The organism is Nocardia sp. A7 (assembly GCF_046549215.1).
Taxonomy (GTDB): Bacteria; Actinomycetota; Actinomycetes; order Mycobacteriales; family Mycobacteriaceae; genus Nocardia.
In genome coordinates, this window is the sequence record NZ_JAJPWE010000001.1 from 2,415,216 (window position 1) to 2,434,249 (window position 19,034).

Consider the following 19,034-nt stretch of genomic DNA (forward strand, 5'->3'; position numbering starts at 1 on the left):
TCAGATTTGCACGAGGGTGCTGGTCAGATTTGCACGAGGGTGCGTGGCCCCGCGGCCGCCCTGTCGGCGGGCGCCGGGTCCTGGATGCGCGGCTTGCCTGCCGCCCAGCGCATCTGGCTGCGGGCGGCCGGTGCTTCGGTGGCCGCCGGGATGACCAGCAGCGCGAGCTCGGCGCCGTTGCTGCCGACCACGTGCATGATGCGCGCGGCCTGGTCGTTGCGGGCTGTGCTGTCACCGGATTCACTGGCGGTCCAGTCGAATCCGAGCCGGGCCAGCTTGCCGATCCGCGGTCCGACCGCCGCCACCAACTGGTGCAACTCGGTCATCGGCTGATCGGTTCGTGGCCACCAGGCGCCGTCGATCGGCCCGGTGGTGGCTTTGTGATCACGCAGCATCAGCCGGATCTGCCCGGACGCGTCGCGCCCGATGCTCGTTTCAGGTGATGTATTCACTTCGTTCTTGTACTTTCTGATTTTTTGCGGTCGACGCGCTCGTGGCATCGACCGGCGCGGTCCGAACGCGGACCGGCGCTAAGGCTGGGTACCCAATGGACTGTGTCGGCACGCACATTTGTGTTGGGGCGGCGACGACGGTACATGGGTGTGGTGGGGGTCTCCCGCACCATCGGGGCTCACTCTACGGAAGCCCACTGACAGATCCACCGATTAAACGAGCAGGGCCCCGACCGGCGAACCGATCAGGGCCCTGCTGTTGCGGAGGATAGGGGATTTGAACCCCTGAGGGCGTTAACCCAACCCGCGTTCCAGGCGAGCGCCATAGGCCACTAGGCGAATCCTCCGTGGAGCAGCATAGCGGGTCGCAGGGGGTCGATGCCAAACCGGCCCTCGGCGACCAGGTCTGACCTGCTACTTCTTCAGAGCGGCCATGGCCTTGCGGACCTGTGCTTCGGCGGCCGTTGACATCGCGGCGCGGTCGTAGCTGCCCATCGTGGACACTTCGATCTCCACCTTCACCGACACGTTGCTGTCGATCGCCGCGACGACGTAGGTGTAGTCGTTGGGGATCGAGCCGTAGATCTGCTGCTCGCTGGCGTAGTAGGCCTCACTGCCGAGGCCGCTCACCGGGCCGTTCTCGTGTCCCTTGCCGGTGGTCCTGGTGTCGGAGCTCTTCCAGCGGGCGTAGTCCGATTCGATGCCGGTGTCGGATTTGAACTCGACCTGCAGCGACAGGCTCGCCTCGTCGGCGTTGCGCCCGGAGTCCTTGTTCTTGGCGTCGCAGTTGTAGGAGCCGCCGCCGATGTACTCGTAGGGTTCGCGCTCGGTGTGGGTGGTCGTCTCACGGGTGGTGGCCCACTGGTTCAGCACCGACAGATCCACCAGGTCGCAGGCGTTCTTGCCCTTCTGGAACTCGTAGTCACCCGCCCACTTGTCCGAGTCGGGACCGAACGAGTCCGTGGCCTTGTTCACCGCGACGGCGATGCCCACGATCACCAGGACGGCGACGACCGCGATCGACCCGAGCACCCACCACAGCGTCTTGTTGCCGGATGAGGGTGGGCGCGGCGGCGCGCCCCACTGCGGCTGCGGAGCCTGATAGTGCGGCTGAGCGAACGGCTGCGGCGGTGGGAACTGCTGCGGCTGCGCGAACGGCTGCTGGTTCGCGCCGCTCTGATATGGCGTCGGCGGCGCGGTGTAGGGGTTGGCGCCGCTCTGATATGGCGTGGCCGCGGGCGGTGCGGTGTACGGGCCGGGCGCGCCGATATTGCCGCGCAGCACCGTCGGGTCGGCTTGTGCGGGGTTCTGACCTGCGCCTTCGCCGGGGCGTTCCCACCAGGCGACAGTAGGGTCGGACGGCGGCACGCCGCCGCCGGGTGGTTGCTGATTCGGGCCGGTCACGATCGAGCCCCCCTCTTCTGTCATGGGGAACACCGAACCCCCGCTGCCGATATCGGGTAGATCGTAGCCAGCGTCGACGACAAGGTGGTGACTATACGGTTGCGTACACTCGGGGACCGGGCGCTCATTGTGGTGACAGCCGAGGAATATGAGGAGGAACACGTCGTGGGTACCGCGCGAACTCCCCGGGCCAGATGGATCGAGGAAGGTCTGGCCGTGCTGGCGTCCTCGGGTGTCGACGCCGTGCGGATCGAGGCGCTGGCCAAGCGCATCGGCGTGACCAAAGGCGGGTTCTACGGCTACTTCTCCGACCGCGACGCGCTGCTCACCGCCATGCTCGACGTGTGGGAGAGCGAGGCGACCGACCAGGTGCTCGAGCGCGTCGAGACACTCGACCCCAAGACCAAGGCGCGGGTGGCCGGGCTGCTCACCTTCTCCAGCAATCGGCTGCTCCCGATCGACCTCGCGATCCGCGACTGGGCCCGCCGCGACGACGCCGTCGCCGAACGCCTGCGCCGCGTCGACAACGCGCGAATGGCGTTGCTGCGCGAGACAATCGGCGTGTTCTGCGAAGATCCCGACGAGGTCGAAGCCAGGAGCCTGCTCGCCTTCTGCGCCACCATCGGCAGTCACTTCCTGGCCGCCGACCACGCGGGCCGCACCCGCGTGGAAGTTCTCACCCGAGCCGCCGACCTGCTGTTCGAAGACCGGAATCGCTAGTAGCCGCAACTACCGCTACACTGGCCGACGGATCCCGCGCGGCGCGCATCCTGTGAACTCCCCCAGGGCCGGAAGGCAGCAAGGGTCAACGGGCTCTGCCGGGTGCGCGGGGTCCCCTTTAATTTCCAGGGGTCCCCGTTCGATCGATCGGCCTACGCACCTTCGCAGCGTGCGAGCCTGATCCGGGTCCGAATACCCCGCCGATTCCGAGCAACAGCCGGGTAACGTTGCGGGTGTTGGCACGCACAGCGTGCATTCCCCCACCTTGCTGCTTCGAAAGGCTGCCCAGGATGCCCCGGCAAACGCAGATCGGTTTGATGAGCCACGAGGAACTCGTGTCCGAGCACGAGTCCCAGACCGCGAATTACGCGACGCTCAAAACCGAGAAGCTCACGCTGGACCTCACCCGAGGTAAGCCGTCGCCGGAACAACTCGACCTGTCCACGCCGCTGCTGTCCTTACCGGGCGACGGCGACTTCCGCGACAGTTCGGGTACCGACTGCCGCAACTACGGCGGCCTCACCGGCCTGCCGGAAATGCGCGCCATCTTCGGTGAACTGCTCGGCATCCCGGTCGAGCAGTTGCTGGCGGGCAACAACGCCAGCCTCGAGATCATGCACGACATCATCGTGTTCTCGATGCTCTACGGCACCCCCGATTCCCCGCGCCGCTGGGTCGACGACGAGCCGATCAAGTGGCTGTGTCCGGCCCCCGGTTACGACCGGCACTTCGCCATCACCGAGGCACTCGGCATCGAGATGATCGCCATCCCGATGCGCCACGACGGCCCCGACACCCACGCCATCGCCGCGCTGCTGGCGAACGACCCGCGGATCAAGGGCCTGTGGGCGGTGCCGAACTACGCCAACCCCACCGGCGTCACCTTCTCCGAAGAGATTGTCCGCGAACTGGTTTCGATGCCCGCCGCGGCGCCGGACTTCCGCCTGTTCTGGGACAACGCCTACGCGGTGCACCCGCTCACCGACACCGCGGACCCGGTGGTCGACGTACTCGGCCTCGCCGCGGCGGCGGGTAACCCGAATCGTCCGCTGGTGTTCGCGTCGACCTCCAAGATCACCTTCGCCGGCGCGGGCGTGAGCTTCTTCGGCGCGTCACAGGCCAACATCGACTGGTACCTGTCGCACGCCTCGAAGAAGAGCATCGGGCCCGACAAGGTCAACCAACTGCGCCACCTGCGCTTCTTCACCGACGCCGAGGGCGTGCGTGAGCACATGCAGAAGCACCGCGCGCTGCTGGAACCGAAGTTCGCGCTCGTGCGCCGCGTCCTGGAAGACCGCCTCGGCGCGTCGAAGGTGGCGTCGTGGACCGAGCCGAAGGGCGGCTATTTCATCAGTCTCGATGTGCTCGACGGCACCGCCGCTCGGGTGATCGCGCTGGCCAAGGAGGCGGGCATCGCGCTCACCGCCGCGGGCTCGGCCTTCCCGTACAGCAAGGATCCCGACGACAAGAACATCCGCATCGCTCCCAGTTTCCCGCAATTGCCGGAGCTGGAGAAGGCGATGGACGGGCTGGCGACCTGTGTGCTGCTGGCGGCCACCGAGAAGCTGATCGAAGAGCACTGAGCCATCGGTGCCGGGCGCGTCGAGCGCCCGGCCCCGATGTCAGTTCGGTTTGTGTACCAGTGCGCCGAACAGGGTTACCGAGATGTGGATGTCGCCTCGGTCCGCGCCTGCTCGGAGGTCGGCGAGGAGTTGGTCGCGTTCGGTTGCGGTGATCACGCCGCGCAGGGCGGCCAGGTCCGCGATTCGGCGGACCAGGGAGCCGGCGCCGACCGTGCGGTCCTGGACCAGCGCGTGCGAGCCGATCTCGTCGACTACCAGGCCTGCGCTGGTGAGGAGTCCGGCGAGACGACGGCCCGAGTGCGGGTTGGTGGTGGAGGAGATCAGGGTGTCGATCACCGCGCTCACCACCCGCGGGTTGCCGGGATGCACGATCGCGGTCGACCAATCGCAGTCCACCACCACCGCGCGCCCACCGGGGCGCAGCACCCGGGCGATCTCGGCGGCGGCTCGCGCGGGTGCGGTGAGGTGCTGGAACACCCGCTCACACAGCACCGCGTCGAAGGTGTCGGTGCCGAACGGCAGCCCGTAGGCATCGCCGGAGACGAATGTCGCGCTCGACCCGGACTCGACCGCGCTGCGCTGCGCCGAGCCCAGCAGATTCGGATCCGGCTCGACGCCGACCGCGGTGCCGTCGGGCCCGACTTGTTCGGCGAAGGTGATCACCTCCGATCCGGTGCCGGACCCGATATCGAGGGCGCTCTCGCCGGGCGCGAGCGCCAGCGCGGAGTGACTCCACGCGCCGAGTGCGCGCATGCCGGGTTGGGTGACTTCCAGATCATGGGCGTCGATCAGCTGATCCCGGGCCGCTTGGTCGAAGCGGGCCGGTCGCGGGGTGTAGTCGGTCATTCGCACCGCCAGTGTGGGAGCAGTCCTCGTGAGCATGGACTCAGAGGCTACTGGTGAAATGTGTCACGTTAACCCTTCCCCGCGATTTAAAGCCGGGGATTTCTGGCTCGGATCGCGCAGCCCGCATCCTAGGAGGGAGGCGAGCAGTGTCTTATGTCGTCAGCACCAGCACGGTCGAGTTCTACCGTGGCCAGAATTATCCTGGCAGCGTTCCGGTCACGGTGCGCGGTGTGACCGCAGCCCTCGCACCGGAAGATTCGTTCGGCGAGCCCGAGTCGCTGCTTGGCTATCGCGAAGCACTCAGAGCACGTCATCGTGGTGTAAGCGGGCGCAACCAACACCACCTTCCGGCCCGCCCGCACGCCACGCTCGATCAGTTCCCGCTTGGCCGCACCGATCGCGGCATCCGCGGCCTTGCGCGCCATCGTCGAGCGGGCCAGAAACTTCGGCTTGAAGTCCTCCACCGCGATTGTCTGGTGATCGGCCACGACACGACGCGCCCACACCCGGGCGGCATGCGTGTTCTGCCGGGCCGCCTTCTTGTGTAGTCGTGCGGCTTGCCGCCTAGCTTGCTGGTACCCCTTCGACGGGGCGGCTCCACTCGGACGCTTGCGGCGGGCCATCTTCCGCTGTGCCTTCGCGAGTTCGGCCGCGCAGCGGCGCCGGTGCCCGACGTAGGGCAGGTCATAGGCGGCGTCGGTGGTGGTCGCGGTTGTCGTGACGCCCCAGTCGATACCGATTCTGCCCTCGGCTGCGGGAAGGGGCTCGACCTCACAGCGGACCACGAACGACGCGTACCAGTGCCCCAACGAGTCCTGATAGACGCGGACCGAGGTCGGTGCAGACGGCAACTCACGCGACCACACAACCGGGACAGTCACCCCACCGGCCAGCCGCAGTCGGCGGTCACGGATGGTAAATCCGCGAGTGGTGTACTCGAGCGACGGCAGCGTCGTCTTCCGCGCCTTGACCTTCGGACGACCACGACCGATAACCTGGTAGGAATCGGTGAGGGCGGCCGCGTAGGTGCGCAGCGTCTGTTGTTGGGTGACTTGCGACCCGTCGCGGAGCCACGATGTCGACGCGCGAGCTGTCGTGAGCAACTTGGAGAGCTTGCAGAATGTGGGCCTCCCTCCGCTACGCTGCTGGTGGACGGCTTCGTTCCACAGGAAACGGCAGCGGTGCCACTCCTCGAACAGTGCGCGCTCCGCCCGTGCGCCGAGGCGCAGGCGGTAGGTGTAGCGCACGGTCTCGACCATATGTTCGACTATACCTACCGCTGTGGGCTAGCTCATACTTCGTCGCACGGTTGACCAGCGTCCCTTGGAGAAGGCATCACTATGTGGAGAACCAGAAGAACCCGTCACCAGCACTTCGGCTCCTCCCTATGGCTGAAGCCACGGGTTTCCTCGGAGCTTTTGCGGTGACTCGCACGCTGTGCCTCGCGCAGGAACCCGAGGCCGACGAACTGCTCAGCACCGACGATTTCGCGCTGCTGCTTGGGATGCTGCTCGACCAGCAGTACCCGATGGAGCATGCGTTTCGTGGGCCGCGCAAACTCGCCGAGCGGATGGGGAGTTTCTCGCTGCGGCAGATCGCCGAGGCGGATCCGGCCGAATTCGAGGAGCTCGCGGCGACTCCGCCCGCTATTCACCGCTACGGCCGGTCGATGGCGCGGCGGGCGCAGGCACTGGCCCAGTACGTGATCGAGCATTACGACGGTGTACCCGCGCGGATCTGGACCGCGGGCGACCCGGACGGGAAAGAGGTGCTGCGCCGATTGCAGGACCTGCCGGGGTTCGGGGCGCAGAAGGCGAAGATCTTTCTCGCACTGCTCGGCAAACAGCGTGGCGTGCAGCCCGACGGCTGGCGGAAAGCGGCCGGATCCTATGGCGATGACGGGTCCCGACGCTCGGTTGCCGATGTGGTCGACGCCGAGACATTGTCGGAGGTAAGGGAATTCAAGAAGCAGGCCAAGGCGGCGGCGAAGACTTCGAAATGAATTCTTAGTTAAGATCCGGCTGCTTTTTTCCCTCGTCACGGGAGTGGAACTGCTCGAAGCTGGCAATTCGAACAGCTCCACCAAGATGAGGGATTGGCAAGTTATGAAGATGAGGAAGCTCGCCGTGGTTGCGGCACTCTTGACGATGGCAACTGGTGTTTCCGCGGGTACCTCTGTCGCGGCTCCGGCCGAGCAGGAGGCCGCTCCGATCAACTACACCGCCGAGGTCGCCGATGGTTCCAAGGCCGTCATCACCACCGACGCGGGCACACTCGTCGCCGAAGACGGCCTGTTCAAGATCAAGGCCCCCAGCGGCATCACCGTCGCCTCGACCGCGCTGACCTACCAGCTCGACGACTATCAGCTGCCGATCGCGGCCGAGATCTCGGGTAACACCGCGACCCTGACCCCCGTGGTCGACCCGGCCAGGGCCGTCTACAAGCCGGTCGCCCTGCCTTACGAGAACCAGGCACCGTGGAAGACCGAGTACGAGCGTGAGCAGGCCGCCTGGAGCCGTCTGACCTCCACCATCGCGCTGGGCGCCACCGTCGGCACCCTGGTCGGCGGCCTCACCGGTGCGGCCATCGGCTGCATCGCCGGTGCGATCGCGGGCACCGTCGTGACCGCCGCGCTGGCCACCCTGTTCGGTGCGGGCCCGGTCGTGGCCTGCATCGCCGGTGCCGGCGCTGTCGGCTTCATCGGTGTGCTGATCGGCCAGATCTTCATCACCGGCCCGGTCGCGCTCGCCGCTGCCGTGCAGTACTTCACCACGATCAACCAGCCCTTCACCCCTCCGGCCAAGTAACGTCAGCCGGTCTTCGAGCCCCCTGCACGGGAACTCCGGTTTCGGCAGGGGGTTTTCGTATACCGCTATTTCGCTGCCACGGCGTCGCGCTGACCTGCGGTGATAGTGTGCCGCATCGCACAATTCGCCGGTTCGGCTTGGATGGGTCCGGATTCGGTGTTAACTTGATTGTTATGTCCGGCAACGATCTCACCGCCCAGCGGGTCACCTACGTGACCGCCGCTCTGGGTTTGCGGTTGCCGTTGACGCGTGAACTGTGTCGTTCCTGCCACTGCGGCTGAGTCGTTTCCGGCTCCCTTGGCTGCCACGTCGTACGTGTAGGCAATCCCGTTGGGATAACGGGCTTTTGGCAAGGAACTTCATATGTCTGCTCCCATCATCGATCGCCCCGTCTCCCGGACGAGTGCTGGTCGTCCTCGTGTGTCCCGACCCGTTGTGCCGCCGGAACTGCGGCGCAGCGACAACCCCGCCGCCGCGGTATTGCGCACCGCGGCTTCCGGGCCCGTTTCGCGTGACAATGCCGCGCGGGCAACAGGTTTGAGTATCGCCACCGTGAATCGGCAAGTGGCGTCACTGCTTTCGGCTGGGCTGCTGCGTGAGCGGCCCGATCTCACCGCAGCCGGTGCTGTCGGCAGGCCGCGGGTACCGTTCGAGATCGATCACGACTCGTATCTGACGCTGGGCATCCATATCGGCGCCGAGGCGACGAAGATCGTCGCCGCGGACCTGCGTGGGCGGATTCTCGGTGGACTCGCCATCGCGACCCCGCAGACCGGCCAGGAATTCGCGGTCACCACCGTGGCTCGTAGCGCCAAGGCGTTCCTGCAGCGGTGGCATCGACGCACGCCGCTGTGGGCGGGTGTCGCGATCGGTGGGCGGGTGGATCCGCAGACCGGTGTGGTCGACCATCCGAAGCTGGAATGGAAGGGCGCGCCGATCGGGCAGGTGCTCGGTGATGTGCTCGAGCTGCCGGTTTCCGTCGCACCGCACGTCGAGGCGATGGCGGCTTCGGAACTGCTGCTGCCGACCTTCGACGCACGCAGGCCCGAACCCGATACCGAACTTCCCGCCGCTCAGCACGGCAGCAGCCTCTACTTCTATGTTCGTGAGACCGCGGGAATCGCCGTCACTCTCGACGGCCGGGTCCATACGCCGAGCAACGGTCCCGGGTCGATCGCGCACCTCCCGACCGGGTCCGATGTGCAGTGCACCTGCGGGCGCCGTGGGTGCTTGGAAGTGACCGTCGGTGATCGGGCGTTGCAGGCTCGGGCCGTGGGTCGCGGAATCATCCCGGCGCACAACGGGACTGCCGGGACGACGATCAACGATCTGTATCGGGCCGCCGAGTCCGGGTCGGAGTCGGCGCGGGAACTGCTCGCCGAGCGGGCGACGATGCTCGGGCAGACTGTCGCGCTGGTGCGGGACATGCTGAACCCGGATCGAGTCGTGTTGGGCGGGCAGGCCTTTACGGGATACCGGCCTGCGCTGGGACATGTGGCTCGGGCGTTTTCGCAGAGCACGCAGTTGGCTGCCACGGATATTCGGATCAGCGGATTCGGGGGGAAGGTGCAGGAGTTCGCCGCGGTGGTTACCTCGCTGAGTGCGCTGTACGCGGACCCGCTGGCGGCTGTTCGCCGGGTTTAGTGTCGTGGAAGACGCGCAACCCACTGATCACGCAAGAACATGGGTAACTCCCCAACCACCTCCCACCTACTACACACCCGACGTAAGGCCGGGAGCCAACAGTCGAGCTCCCGGGCGCTCCGCTAAATACGCGGAGAGGCGGAACAAGCGCCTTCCAATGCTGTTATGAAGAACGGGAATTGGGCGGCGAAGCGGTGGAGGTTGGGGTCTCGGTCGTAGCCGGCGAACCAGTAGAGGCCTGGTTGTGAGTCGTCGGCGGGGTTCATGTCGCGGAAGGTGCGGATCCAGTTGTCCGCTCGGCCGCTGATCACCGTGTAGGGGAGGGCGCGGGAGAAGATCGTTTCCTGGTCGATCGGGGGGATGCGGTCGCGGGTGACGGTGTCGAGGCCGCGGTGCATGGCGCGGATTCGGCCTGCGACGGTGTCGCCGAGGGGGGTTCGGGTGGGCAGGTAGTTGGGCAGCAGCACGGCCGCGCCGCCTGCGAGGGCGATGGCTACGCCGACCAGGGCGTGGCCCGCGGTCAGGGCGAGGGTGACCGTGATGACCAGGCCGAGGGCGATCAGGGCGGCGCCGATCCAGCGGGGGAGGGCACGCTGTTTCGGGTCGGCGAAGGCGCCGGTGGCAACAGCGTCGTTGCGCATGGCGGCGCGGATCGGGTCCAGTTGCAGGCGGCCGGGGGCGCGCAGTTCGCGGACGGCGACGGTGTCGGTGCCCTCGGGGAGCAGCATGTCGTAGACGGTGCGTTCGTATTCGCGCAGCTGGTCGTCGGGGGCGTTGACGCGGCTGATGCGCCAATCGTCTTCGCCGCGCGCGTTCACGGGGGTGATCCACAGGTAGCGCCGGACGGCGAGATCGACGACGGTGGCGGCGATGTCGACCGGGTCGGCGTGTTCGTCGATGATCAGGCCCGCTTCGCCGGGGAGCACGCCGTCGGGGGAGGTGAACTCCACGCGCCCGCCCTGGTCGATCAGCGGATCGAACGCGTCGCTGCCCGCCACAGCCGCGGCGGCCCGCTTTCGCGCCAGCAGCACGTAGGCGATCATGCCGGCCAAGGCGAGAAGGAGAGCGCCGAAGGCGGCGAGCACGGGCGTGGTGAAGGCGAACGGACCCGTACCACCGCCGCGCACATCGGCATTCGCGGGCACGGTGCCGGGGGGCATCTGCAGGGTGAGGTCGATGGCGTCGCCCTTGCGCAGGTCGGTCTGGTGCAGGTACAGCACGCCGTCGGGTTCGGTGTGGACATCGGCGCACGGCTTGGCATTACCCGCGGAGCCGAGTTTGCAGTCCACGATGCCCATCTGGAAGCTCGGGCTGATCACCGAGACATCGAGCACGGCGATGTCGGCATTGAGGACGCCGAGCCAGTGGAACACCTGGGTGCCTGGCATGTCCGAGACGGTGTTGTGCACCGTATACGTGAACTTCGATTCGCCGGGCTCGGCCTCGACGACGAACTGGTCGTTGACGGTGGTCGCGGTGCCGCTACCGCTCGCGGTCACATCGGTGACCTTGAAAACCCGTTCGACGTCGTCACCGACCTTGAGGCGCAACGGCAGCGACATCGTGAAATTTCCACCGGCGGGTACCGCGACAGTTTCGATGACCTCGAGCACACCGGTTTCAGTGAGGGTGAGGTCGGCGATGATCGAAACACCGGAGGTCGCGGGCTGCGTGTGGGCTACCGGCGCGGCCACGAGCACACCCGCCGCAGCGAGCAGCAGCGCGCCCGCGGCGCCCCCCCGAAAAGTCAGCATGGGTGCTTACTCTAGACAGCTTGCTATTCTGCGTCAGCGGCTGTCGACGATAATACTCATGAGACGAGGGGGGTACGGGGGAGTGACTCAACCACCGTACGGTTATGGGCCGAATGGCCCAGGTGGACGACCGGTTCCACCACCCCCCGGCTATGGTCCGCCCCCGGGGTACCGGCCACAACCGGGGTACGGGCAGCAAGGTTATCCACAGCCTCAGGGTTATCCACAGGGTTTCGGCCAGCGTCCGGCATATGGTCCGCCGCCGGGGTACCGCCCACCACCGATGCCCTACGGCCCGCCCGGCAGACCGACTCCGCCGCCACGTAAACGCGGCGGCGGGTTCACCTCGCTGATCCTCGTTGTCATCTTCCTGCTGGTCGGCGGCCTGGTGAAGTACGCCGTCGATACCGGCGTCGACCTCGGAATCGGCGCGATCGGCCCCGAGCCGACCACCACCTACGCCCCCCAACCCGGCATCGCGCCCGCCGCGACCGGCGACAACCCCCTGCTCACCGACGCCGACGGCACCCTGATCCCCGCATCGTGCGACTACGCGCCGTGGGGCACCCAGGTCGACAAGGCCCGCGCCTTCTTCGAATCGGCCGCGCAGTGCCTCGAATCGGCGTGGAAACCGCTGCTGGCGGAAAACAATCTGCCCTTCGAGTCGCCGACCCTCAGCATCACCGCGACCACCGACGGCATCACCACCCCGTGCACCGGATCGACGAGCAACTTCGCCGCCTTCTACTGCCCGGCGAACAAGACCATCTACATGCCGATCAGCCAGCTGCAGACCGAACAGTTCCGCGACAACTGGGTCGTGTACCTGTCGGTCTTCGCGCACGAGTACGGCCACCACGTGCAGGCCCAGTCGGGCATCCTGCGCAAGGCCAACAGCGAGCGCGTCGACGCGGGCGCCCGCTCGGCCAAGGGCCTGGAGCTCTCGCGCCGAGTCGAGCTGCAGGCCAACTGCTTCGACGGCATGTTCATCGCCTCGTCGAAAGGCGGTGGCTCGCTGACGTCGTCGCAGGTCACGGTCGCCACCAGGGATTCCTACGGCCGCGGCGACGGCCCCGGCGACATGCGCGACCACGGCACCGCCGAGCACGGCGGTCAGTGGTTCGAAGCCGGCCTCGACCGCAACCTCACCGCCCAGTGCAACACCTTCACGGTCGCCGCGAGCGAAGTGAACTAGGTCCCGTAGTGGCCTTCGCCGAAGCGGCGCGGCGAACTGCCGTGTACCCCTTCGGCATAGGCGGTTTCGGCGTGTAGGGCGAAGTCGATGCCCGCGGTCTCGTCTTCCTTGCTCACGCGGAAGCCGATGATCTTGTCGATGCCCTTGCCGAGCACCCACGAGACCGCGAAGGCGTAGGCCGCGACCACCAGCACCGCGACGAGCTGCTTGCCGAGCTGGGCGAAGCCGCCACCGTAGAACAGGCCGTTCACGCCGCCGGTCATCACCTGGGTGGCCAGCAGGCCGATCAGGATCGTGCCGACGATGCCGCCGACGAAGTGCACGCCGACCACGTCGAGCGAATCGTCATAGCCCGCTTTGTGTTTCCAGCCGACCGCGAACGAACACAGCACACCGGCGGCCAGGCCGACCACTACCGCACCGAGGGTGTTCACCACGCCGCACGACGGGGTGATCGCGACCAGACCGGCCACCGCACCCGAGGCCGCGCCGAAGGTGGTGGGCCGCCCGTCGCGGATCTGTTCGACGATGAGCCAGCCGAGCATGCCCAGACTGCCCGCGACCAGCGTGTTCAGGAAAACCGCCGCCGCCGTGCCGGTGGCGCCGAGCGCGGAGCCCGAGTTGAAACCGAACCAACCGAACCACAGCAGACCCGCGCCGAGCAGCACGAACGGCAGGTTGTGCGGACGCATCGCATCGATGTTGAAACCGATCCGCGGCCCGAGGACCAGCGCCAAGGCCAGAGCGGAAGCGCCGGAAGTGATCTCGACCACGAGGCCGCCCGCGTAGTCGAGCGCGCCGAAGTTCAGCAGCCAGCCGTCGGGTCCCCACACCCAGTGCGCGATCGGCGCGTACACCGCCAGCGTCCACAGCGGAACGAAGACCATCCAGCCCGCGAACTTGGCGCGATCGGCGATGGCGCCCGAGACCAGGGCGGCGGTCAGGATCGCGAAGGTCAGCTGGAAGGTGACGAACAGCAGTTCCGGAATGGTGCCGCGGACGGAGCCGGGGGTGATCCCGGCCAGCCCGAAATGTTCCAGATTGCCGATCAGGCCACCACCCGCATCATCGCCGAACGCGAGGCTGTAACCGGCGACCAGCCAGACCACGGTGACCAGCGGGATCGCGATGAAGCTCATCATCAGCATGTTCAGCACGCCGGTCGAGCGCACCATCCCGCCGTAGAAGACGGCCAGTGCGGGCGTCATCAACAGCACCATGGCGGTAGCCGCGAGTAGCCAAGCAGTGGCCGCGGGGTCGATCGTTGCGGGCACGGTAACTCCTTTCACGCGTGAGTGCGTTGCGAGAAAGTTACCGAACGCTCACCTCGGGCGGCAGCGCTAGCCCCGGTTTTCCTTGGCCAGTGCCCGTGCGCCGCGCTTGCCCGGAATGGGCAGGTCATCGCAGTCGCCCAGCCATTCGGCGGTGGTGAGCCAGCGGCGCTGGGCGTGCGCGTCGGCCACGTCGAAGAACAGGCGGCGGCCGCGGTCGTCGCGCGCGTCACGGGCGAGCACCGCCCAGCTCGGCGGCTTGCCGCGGGCGGCGGTGTGGTCGGAGACGAAGCCCGCAACCAGCTTGCCGACTATGTTGACCGGTTTCTGCGAGACCCGATTGCCGTATTTCGCGGTGTGCCAGCGCCGCGCCGGGCACAGCGAACCCGGGCTCGCGTTGGAGGCGATCCAGCCCGCCCGCTGCGCCCGTTCGATCAGCCACAGATGCTTCACCGCCGACGGTGCGATCTCGCCGACCCGATCGGCGATGAGCTGGCAGACCTCGGCGTCGGCGAGGATATCGCGCCTGGTGGGACCGATGTTGTGGTCGGTCCAGTGCGCCGCGGCGAGGCGGGCAAGGACGCGACCGAACTCGTCGATACTGCGCTGGGCGCGGCGGCCGAGCCGCTCGATTCGTTCGGCCTCGCGGCGCATTTCGTTCTGCGCGGTGAGCGTGCGAATGGCCGCCATCGTGGGTACCTGCCCGCGTTCGAGCAGTTGCAGGATGGCGTCGGCGGTCGCCGGGTCGGCCGCGGCCGCGACGGGTAACGAGTCGCGTTTGATGTCGAAGTCCTGTGGGCTGATCGCCCGGCTCAGTAGCCCGACCGCGGCGTTGTCGCCGGCGAAGTCGGTGTGGGCGAGCCAGGCGGATGCGATGTCATCACACGACAGCACGGGGAAACGTTCCTCCGGTCGGTGCGGTGGGGGAGCGATCGGTGCGCGAAGGTTGTGCCCCGGTCGGGATGAGGGACCGGCCGGGGTCACCAACCTGATGAAGGTTTGGCCACCGAAGTTGCCGAGATCCACGGTAGCCAGGCACTTGCGCCACTGTCACGACCGTTCATGATTTCGTTACATCCAGTAAGAAGCCTCCAACCAGGGAATTGGTTTGCATTGCCAGGGCAACCAGGATCAATTGACTGTTCGATGGTGAATTCACCGCGTGAGTGGCAGTCGATAGCTCGACTGTTGCGCCCAGCGGCATGCTTTGGCAGTACGCTCCATACCGCAAAATCCAATGTGATTTGAGTCACATCATGGTGAAGCCTTCGTAACCTCGCACCGCCGCAGTGCCAGCCGCCGATCAACCGTGTCGGACACCGTCGGTAGCCTGTGGGTCGTGGCTCTGTACCGGAAGTATCGACCGGCGACATTCGCGGAAGTAGTGGGTCAGGAGCACGTCACCGACCCGCTGAGTACAGCGCTGGACACCGGCCGGATCAGCCACGCGTACCTGTTCTCCGGGCCGCGTGGCTGCGGTAAGACCTCGTCCGCCCGGATCCTCGCGCGCTCGCTGAACTGTGTGGACGGGCCGACGTCCACGCCGTGCGGTACGTGCTCGTCGTGCGTGGCGCTCGGGCCGGGTGGGTCCGGCAATCTCGACGTCATCGAGCTCGACGCGGCCAGTCACGGTGGTGTCGACGACACCCGTGAGCTGCGCGATCGCGCGTTCTACGCGCCCGCCGAGTCGCGGTATCGCGTGTTCATCGTCGACGAGGCGCACATGGTCACCACGGCCGGTTTCAACGCGCTGCTCAAGATCGTCGAGGAACCGCCCGCCCACCTGATCTTCATCTTCGCCACCACCGAGCCGGACAAGGTGCTGCCGACGATTCGCTCACGCACGCACCACTATCCGTTCCGTCTGCTGCCGCCCGCCACCATGCGCGGACTGCTCGGCAAGATCTGCGAGCAGGAGCAGGTGCCGGTCGAGGAGGCGGTGTATCCGCTGGTCATCCGGGCCGGTGGTGGTTCGCCGCGCGACAGCCTGAGCGTGCTCGACCAGCTGCTGGCCGGTGCCGGGCCCGACGGTGTCACCTACCCGCGCGCGGTGTCGCTGCTCGGCGTCACCGATGTGGCGTTGATCGACGATGCCATCGACGCGCTGGCCGCCAATGATGGTGCCGCCCTGTTCAACACGGTCGACTCGGTGATGGAGGCCGGCCACGACCCACGCCGATTCGCCGTCGACCTGCTCGAACGGTTGCGCGACCTGATCCTGCTGCGCGCGGTCCCCGACGCCGCCGACCGCGGCCTGGTCTCCGGCCCCGGCGACGTCATGGAGCGCATGCGCGATCAGGCCGAACGCCTCGGTCCCGCCACCCTCACCCGCTACGCCGAACTCCTGCACGAGGGCCTCGGCGAAATGCGCGGCGCCACCGCGCCTCGCCTGCTCCTCGAAGTGATCTGCGCCCGCATGCTCCTGCCCTCGGTTTCCGACACCGAGTCGGCGACGCTGCAACGGCTGGAGCGATTGGAACGCGGATTCGCCGGTGGTTCCGTCCCGGCTCCCGCCCGGCCAGGACCGGCCGCGGGTGAATCGCCTGTCGAGCGCCCCTCCGCGCCGTCGTCCAGCGTCGGCCGCCGAGGTGCGGAACTTCTCGCCGCTGTCCGCGCCGAAAAGGAAGCTGCCGCAGGAAGTTCAGCACCTCCGACCGCTGCCGGCCCTGCGGCGTCGGAAGGGAACAGCCCCGCTCAGGCCACACCAGAGGTCCCGGCTGCCCCCGCGCCGTCGGTGCAAGACGTGTCGCCGGTGCAAACCGCACCGCCGCTGCGAACCGCCCAGCCGGTGCAAGACGTGCCGCCCGCGCGAACCGTACCGTCTGTGCAGAACGTCTCGCCGGTGCAAACCGCACCGCCCGTGCGAGCTGCCCAGACTGTGCGACCCGCGCCGTCGGAGCAAACCGCACCGCCCGCGCGACCCGCCCAGCCGGTGCTAGACGTGCCGCCCGCGCAAACCGCACCGCCTGTGCAAGACACGCCGCCCGTTCCGCCGGTGCGGACGGCAGCGGACGTGCCGCCACCGGCGGAAGCCGTTGCACCCCAATCCTCTTCGCCTGAGGACGGATCGACAGAAGAAGCTGCGGTCGCCCAGTCCGTCGACAACCCGCCCGCCGAAAGCCCTGATCCTGTCCCGGCGCCGGTCGAATCCATTGCTCCGGCGGATGTCGAAGCGCCACAGACTGACTCGGCATCGGACGAGCAGCCCGAAGCCGCGCCGGACCTACCGGCGGAGCCGCAGGTCAGCGCGGCGCGGGCGGCGGCGCCCACCGAGGATCTGGTCGGGATCGTCGATGCCGCGTGGCCGGAGATCAAGGGGCGGGTGCGGGAGTTCGGGGCCACCTTGCAGGCGCTGTTGTCGGGGGCGGCGGTGTCGCGGGTCGACGGTGAGGTGATCGTTTTCGCGCATCAGAGTCCGCCGTTGGCGCAGCGGTTGTCCGATCCGCGCAATATCGAGGCGGTGCGGTCGGCGGTGCGAGCCGTGCTCGGGCGGGAGCTGGATGTGCGCTGGGAGACCGGGGCGCCCGCGCCGCGACCCGCGCCCGCCGCCAAGTCCGGGCCTGCGCGGGGGAACGGAAATCCCGAGAGCAAGCCCGCGGGTCGGCCGAAGTTCTCGCGGCCGAGTCAGGCCGGGGGCAACCAGCCGCCGAACCGGGCGAACCGACCGTCCGACGATGACATTCCGCCGCCCGATTTCCCTGACCTACCCGATGACCCCGGCCCGGAAGAGGGATCGGAGTCCCGGTCCGGCGACGATTCCGCACGCGCCGCCGCCGTTCTCGGACCGCCGACCGCGGAGGAGGAACGGGAGATGCTGGCCGCCGCCGCGGTGCCGGTGGCCCCGGGTGACCGTCAAGACCCGGACGAGGTCGCCCTGGCGTTGCTACGTGAACAGTTCGGAGCAAAGAGTCTGGATGGTTGACAGCCACCGTCCGCACCGCGTTAAGTTAACCGGAGTTCGCACACCACGGTAGTATGAACGGGTGGCCGGGAACGGCAGTTGAGCATGGTCCTATGTTCCGCTGGTGCTTGCCGGGATTTGTACGGCGCTGAGGCGATCGGTCATGGCGTTCGTGCGGCCACCGCACCCCAAGGAAGGAAACACTCCGATATGACCACAGAGGCCTACATCTACGAGGCCATCCGCACTCCGCGCGGCCGCGGCAAGAAGACCGGCTCGCTGCACTCGGTCAAGCCGATCGATCTGACTGTTGGTCTGATCCAGGAGCTGCGTGGCCGCTTCCCGAACCTCGACGAGGACCAGATCTCGGATCTCATCCTCGGCGTGGTCACCCCCGTCGGTGACCAGGGCATGGATATCGCCCGCACCGCGGTCACCATCGCCGGCCTGCCCGACACCGTCGGTGGCTTCCAGCTGAACCGCTTCTGTGCTTCCGGCCTCGAGGCCGTGAACCTGGCTGCGCAGAAGGTGCGCTCCGGCTTCGACGATCTCGTCATCGCCGGCGGCGTCGAGTCGATGTCGCGCGTGCCGATGGGCTCCGACGGCGGCGCCTGGGCGCTCGACCCGGCCACCAACTACGACGGCTACTTCGTGCCGCAGGGTGTCTCGGCCGACCTGATCGCCACCATCGAGGGATTCTCCCGCGACGATGTCGACGCCTATGCCGTGCGCTCGCAGGACCTGGCGGCCAAGGCCACCACCGGCGGCTACTTCGCCAAGTCGATCGTCCCGGTCAAGGACCAGAACGGTCTCGTCGTGCTCGACAGCGACGAGCACATGCGTCCCGGCACCACCGCCGCCGACCTGGGCAAGCTGAACCCGTCCTTCGCCGGTGTCGGTGAGATGGGTGGCTTCGACGCTGTCGCGCTGCAGAAGTACACCTACATCGAGAAGATCAATCACGTCCACCACGGTGGCAACAGCTCGGGCATCGTCGACGGCGCCGCCCTGCTGCTGATCGGTTCCGAAGAGGCGGGCAAGAACTCGGGTCTGACCGCGCGTGCCCGCGTCGTCGCCACCGCCACCTCCGGTGCGGATTCCACGATCATGCTGACCGGTCCCACCCCGGCCGCCAAGAAGGCGCTGGCCAAGGCCGGTCTGACGATCGAGGACATGGACCTCGTCGAGATCAACGAGGCCTTCGCCTCCGTGGTGCTGAAGTTCCAGAAGGACCTGAACGTCCCGGACGAGAAGCTGAACGTCAACGGTGGCGCGATCGCGATGGGCCACCCGCTGGGTGCCACCGGCGCGATGATCACCGGCACGGTGCTCGACGAGCTGGAGCGTCGCAACGCGCGCTACGGCCTGATCACCCTGTGCATCGGCGGCGGCATGGGCGTCGCCACCATCATCGAGCGCGTCTGATTCCCGGCCGAAACTTCTCACAGGAGAACGAA

Annotated in this window: 15 protein-coding genes, 1 tRNA gene and 1 other RNA gene; 9 read left to right on the forward strand and 8 right to left on the reverse strand. The window is 67.4% G+C overall.

The features are described 5' to 3' along the window. Window positions 1-23: 23 nt before the first annotated feature. The 3 genes from ACLJPD_RS10980 to ACLJPD_RS10990 form a co-directional block, all read right to left on the reverse strand. Window positions 24-452 (reverse strand): DUF5994 family protein, encoded by a 429-nt coding sequence (locus ACLJPD_RS10980; protein WP_410871779.1) that lies wholly within the window; start codon window positions 450-452, stop codon window positions 24-26. A gap of 262 nt (window positions 453-714) precedes the next feature. Beyond that, window positions 715-799: transfer RNA gene (locus ACLJPD_RS10985), tRNA-Ser, on the reverse strand. Window positions 800-866: 67 nt separating this feature from the next. After that, window positions 867-1,880: a hypothetical protein gene (locus ACLJPD_RS10990; RefSeq protein ID WP_410871780.1), complete on the reverse strand. Its 1,014-nt coding sequence runs from the start codon at window positions 1,878-1,880 to the stop codon at window positions 867-869. A gap of 141 nt (window positions 1,881-2,021) precedes the next feature. Here ACLJPD_RS10990 and ACLJPD_RS10995 point away from each other — a divergent pair, with 141 nt between their 5' ends. The 3 genes from ACLJPD_RS10995 (at window position 2,022) to ACLJPD_RS11005 (ending at window position 4,159) form a co-directional block, all read left to right on the forward strand. Continuing rightward, window positions 2,022-2,576 carry a TetR/AcrR family transcriptional regulator gene (locus ACLJPD_RS10995; protein ID WP_410871781.1) on the forward strand — a complete coding sequence of 185 codons (555 nt, stop codon included), beginning with the start codon at window positions 2,022-2,024 and terminating at the stop codon, window positions 2,574-2,576. A 26-nt stretch (window positions 2,577-2,602) separates the two neighbouring features. Continuing rightward, window positions 2,603-2,697, forward strand: an RNA gene (gene ffs, locus ACLJPD_RS11000) — signal recognition particle sRNA small type. A 169-nt stretch (window positions 2,698-2,866) separates the two neighbouring features. After that, window positions 2,867-4,159, forward strand: a complete 1,293-nt coding sequence (locus tag ACLJPD_RS11005; RefSeq protein WP_410871782.1) for an aminotransferase class I/II-fold pyridoxal phosphate-dependent enzyme — start codon at window positions 2,867-2,869, stop codon at window positions 4,157-4,159. 39 nt (window positions 4,160-4,198) lie between these two features. Here ACLJPD_RS11005 and ACLJPD_RS11010 read toward each other — a convergent pair whose 3' ends face one another. Further along, on the reverse strand, window positions 4,199-5,005 hold the full coding sequence (locus ACLJPD_RS11010) for a methyltransferase domain-containing protein (protein WP_410871783.1): 807 nt from the start codon (window positions 5,003-5,005) through the stop codon (window positions 4,199-4,201). Between the two features lie 128 nt (window positions 5,006-5,133). Continuing rightward, window positions 5,134-6,264 (reverse strand): RNA-guided endonuclease InsQ/TnpB family protein, encoded by a 1,131-nt coding sequence (locus ACLJPD_RS11015; RefSeq protein ID WP_410871784.1) that lies wholly within the window; start codon window positions 6,262-6,264, stop codon window positions 5,134-5,136. A 164-nt stretch (window positions 6,265-6,428) separates the two neighbouring features. Here ACLJPD_RS11015 and ACLJPD_RS11020 point away from each other — a divergent pair, with 164 nt between their 5' ends. The 3 genes from ACLJPD_RS11020 to ACLJPD_RS11030 all read left to right on the forward strand — a co-directional run bounded on the left by ACLJPD_RS11020 (window position 6,429) and on the right by ACLJPD_RS11030 (window position 9,456). Next, window positions 6,429-7,007, forward strand: a complete 579-nt coding sequence (locus ACLJPD_RS11020; RefSeq protein ID WP_410872008.1) for an HhH-GPD-type base excision DNA repair protein — start codon at window positions 6,429-6,431, stop codon at window positions 7,005-7,007. A 103-nt stretch (window positions 7,008-7,110) separates the two neighbouring features. After that, window positions 7,111-7,812: a hypothetical protein gene (locus tag ACLJPD_RS11025; RefSeq protein ID WP_410871785.1), complete on the forward strand. Its 702-nt coding sequence runs from the start codon at window positions 7,111-7,113 to the stop codon at window positions 7,810-7,812. Window positions 7,813-8,175: 363 nt separating this feature from the next. After that, window positions 8,176-9,456: an ROK family protein gene (locus ACLJPD_RS11030; RefSeq protein WP_410871786.1), complete on the forward strand. Its 1,281-nt coding sequence runs from the start codon at window positions 8,176-8,178 to the stop codon at window positions 9,454-9,456. A 122-nt stretch (window positions 9,457-9,578) separates the two neighbouring features. Here ACLJPD_RS11030 and ACLJPD_RS11035 read toward each other — a convergent pair whose 3' ends face one another. Beyond that, a complete protein-coding gene (locus tag ACLJPD_RS11035) occupies window positions 9,579-11,210 on the reverse strand; it encodes a DUF2207 family protein (protein ID WP_410871787.1) in 1,632 nt (543 codons plus the stop codon). Between the two features lie 283 nt (window positions 11,211-11,493). On the opposite strand from ACLJPD_RS11035, the gene ACLJPD_RS11040 reads away from it, so the two are divergent. Further along, window positions 11,494-12,405 carry a neutral zinc metallopeptidase gene (locus tag ACLJPD_RS11040; RefSeq protein WP_410871788.1) on the forward strand — a complete coding sequence of 304 codons (912 nt, stop codon included), beginning with the start codon at window positions 11,494-11,496 and terminating at the stop codon, window positions 12,403-12,405. Here ACLJPD_RS11040 and ACLJPD_RS11045 read toward each other — a convergent pair. Both ACLJPD_RS11045 and ACLJPD_RS11050 read right to left on the reverse strand, forming a co-directional pair. Then, window positions 12,402-13,679, reverse strand: a complete 1,278-nt coding sequence (locus ACLJPD_RS11045; protein WP_410871789.1) for an ammonium transporter — start codon at window positions 13,677-13,679, stop codon at window positions 12,402-12,404. The genes ACLJPD_RS11040 and ACLJPD_RS11045 overlap by 4 nt on opposite strands. A gap of 66 nt (window positions 13,680-13,745) precedes the next feature. After that, window positions 13,746-14,570, reverse strand: a complete 825-nt coding sequence (locus tag ACLJPD_RS11050; protein ID WP_410871790.1) for a hypothetical protein — start codon at window positions 14,568-14,570, stop codon at window positions 13,746-13,748. Window positions 14,571-15,015: 445 nt separating this feature from the next. Here ACLJPD_RS11050 and ACLJPD_RS11055 point away from each other — a divergent pair, with 445 nt between their 5' ends. Continuing rightward, window positions 15,016-17,598, forward strand: a complete 2,583-nt coding sequence (locus ACLJPD_RS11055; protein ID WP_410871791.1) for a DNA polymerase III subunit gamma and tau — start codon at window positions 15,016-15,018, stop codon at window positions 17,596-17,598. A gap of 189 nt (window positions 17,599-17,787) precedes the next feature. Next, window positions 17,788-19,002: an acetyl-CoA C-acetyltransferase gene (locus tag ACLJPD_RS11060; protein ID WP_410871792.1), complete on the forward strand. Its 1,215-nt coding sequence runs from the start codon at window positions 17,788-17,790 to the stop codon at window positions 19,000-19,002. Window positions 19,003-19,034: the final 32 nt, after the last annotated feature.

Coding starts and splice junctions, on each gene's coding strand:
- ACLJPD_RS10990 (WP_410871780.1), bottom strand. CDS start 1,880: ATGACAGAAGAGGGGGGCTCGATCGTGACCGGCCCGAATCAGCAACCA.
- ACLJPD_RS11005 (WP_410871782.1), top strand. CDS start 2,867: ATGCCCCGGCAAACGCAGATCGGTTTGATGAGCCACGAGGAACTCGTG.
- ACLJPD_RS11010 (WP_410871783.1), bottom strand. CDS start 5,005: ATGACCGACTACACCCCGCGACCGGCCCGCTTCGACCAAGCGGCCCGG.
- ACLJPD_RS11015 (WP_410871784.1), bottom strand. CDS start 6,264: ATGGTCGAGACCGTGCGCTACACCTACCGCCTGCGCCTCGGCGCACGG.
- ACLJPD_RS11025 (WP_410871785.1), top strand. CDS start 7,111: ATGAAGATGAGGAAGCTCGCCGTGGTTGCGGCACTCTTGACGATGGCA.
- ACLJPD_RS11030 (WP_410871786.1), top strand. CDS start 8,176: ATGTCTGCTCCCATCATCGATCGCCCCGTCTCCCGGACGAGTGCTGGT.
- ACLJPD_RS11035 (WP_410871787.1), bottom strand. CDS start 11,210: ATGCTGACTTTTCGGGGGGGCGCCGCGGGCGCGCTGCTGCTCGCTGCG.
- ACLJPD_RS11040 (WP_410871788.1), top strand. CDS start 11,494: ATGCCCTACGGCCCGCCCGGCAGACCGACTCCGCCGCCACGTAAACGC.
- ACLJPD_RS11060 (WP_410871792.1), top strand. CDS start 17,788: ATGACCACAGAGGCCTACATCTACGAGGCCATCCGCACTCCGCGCGGC.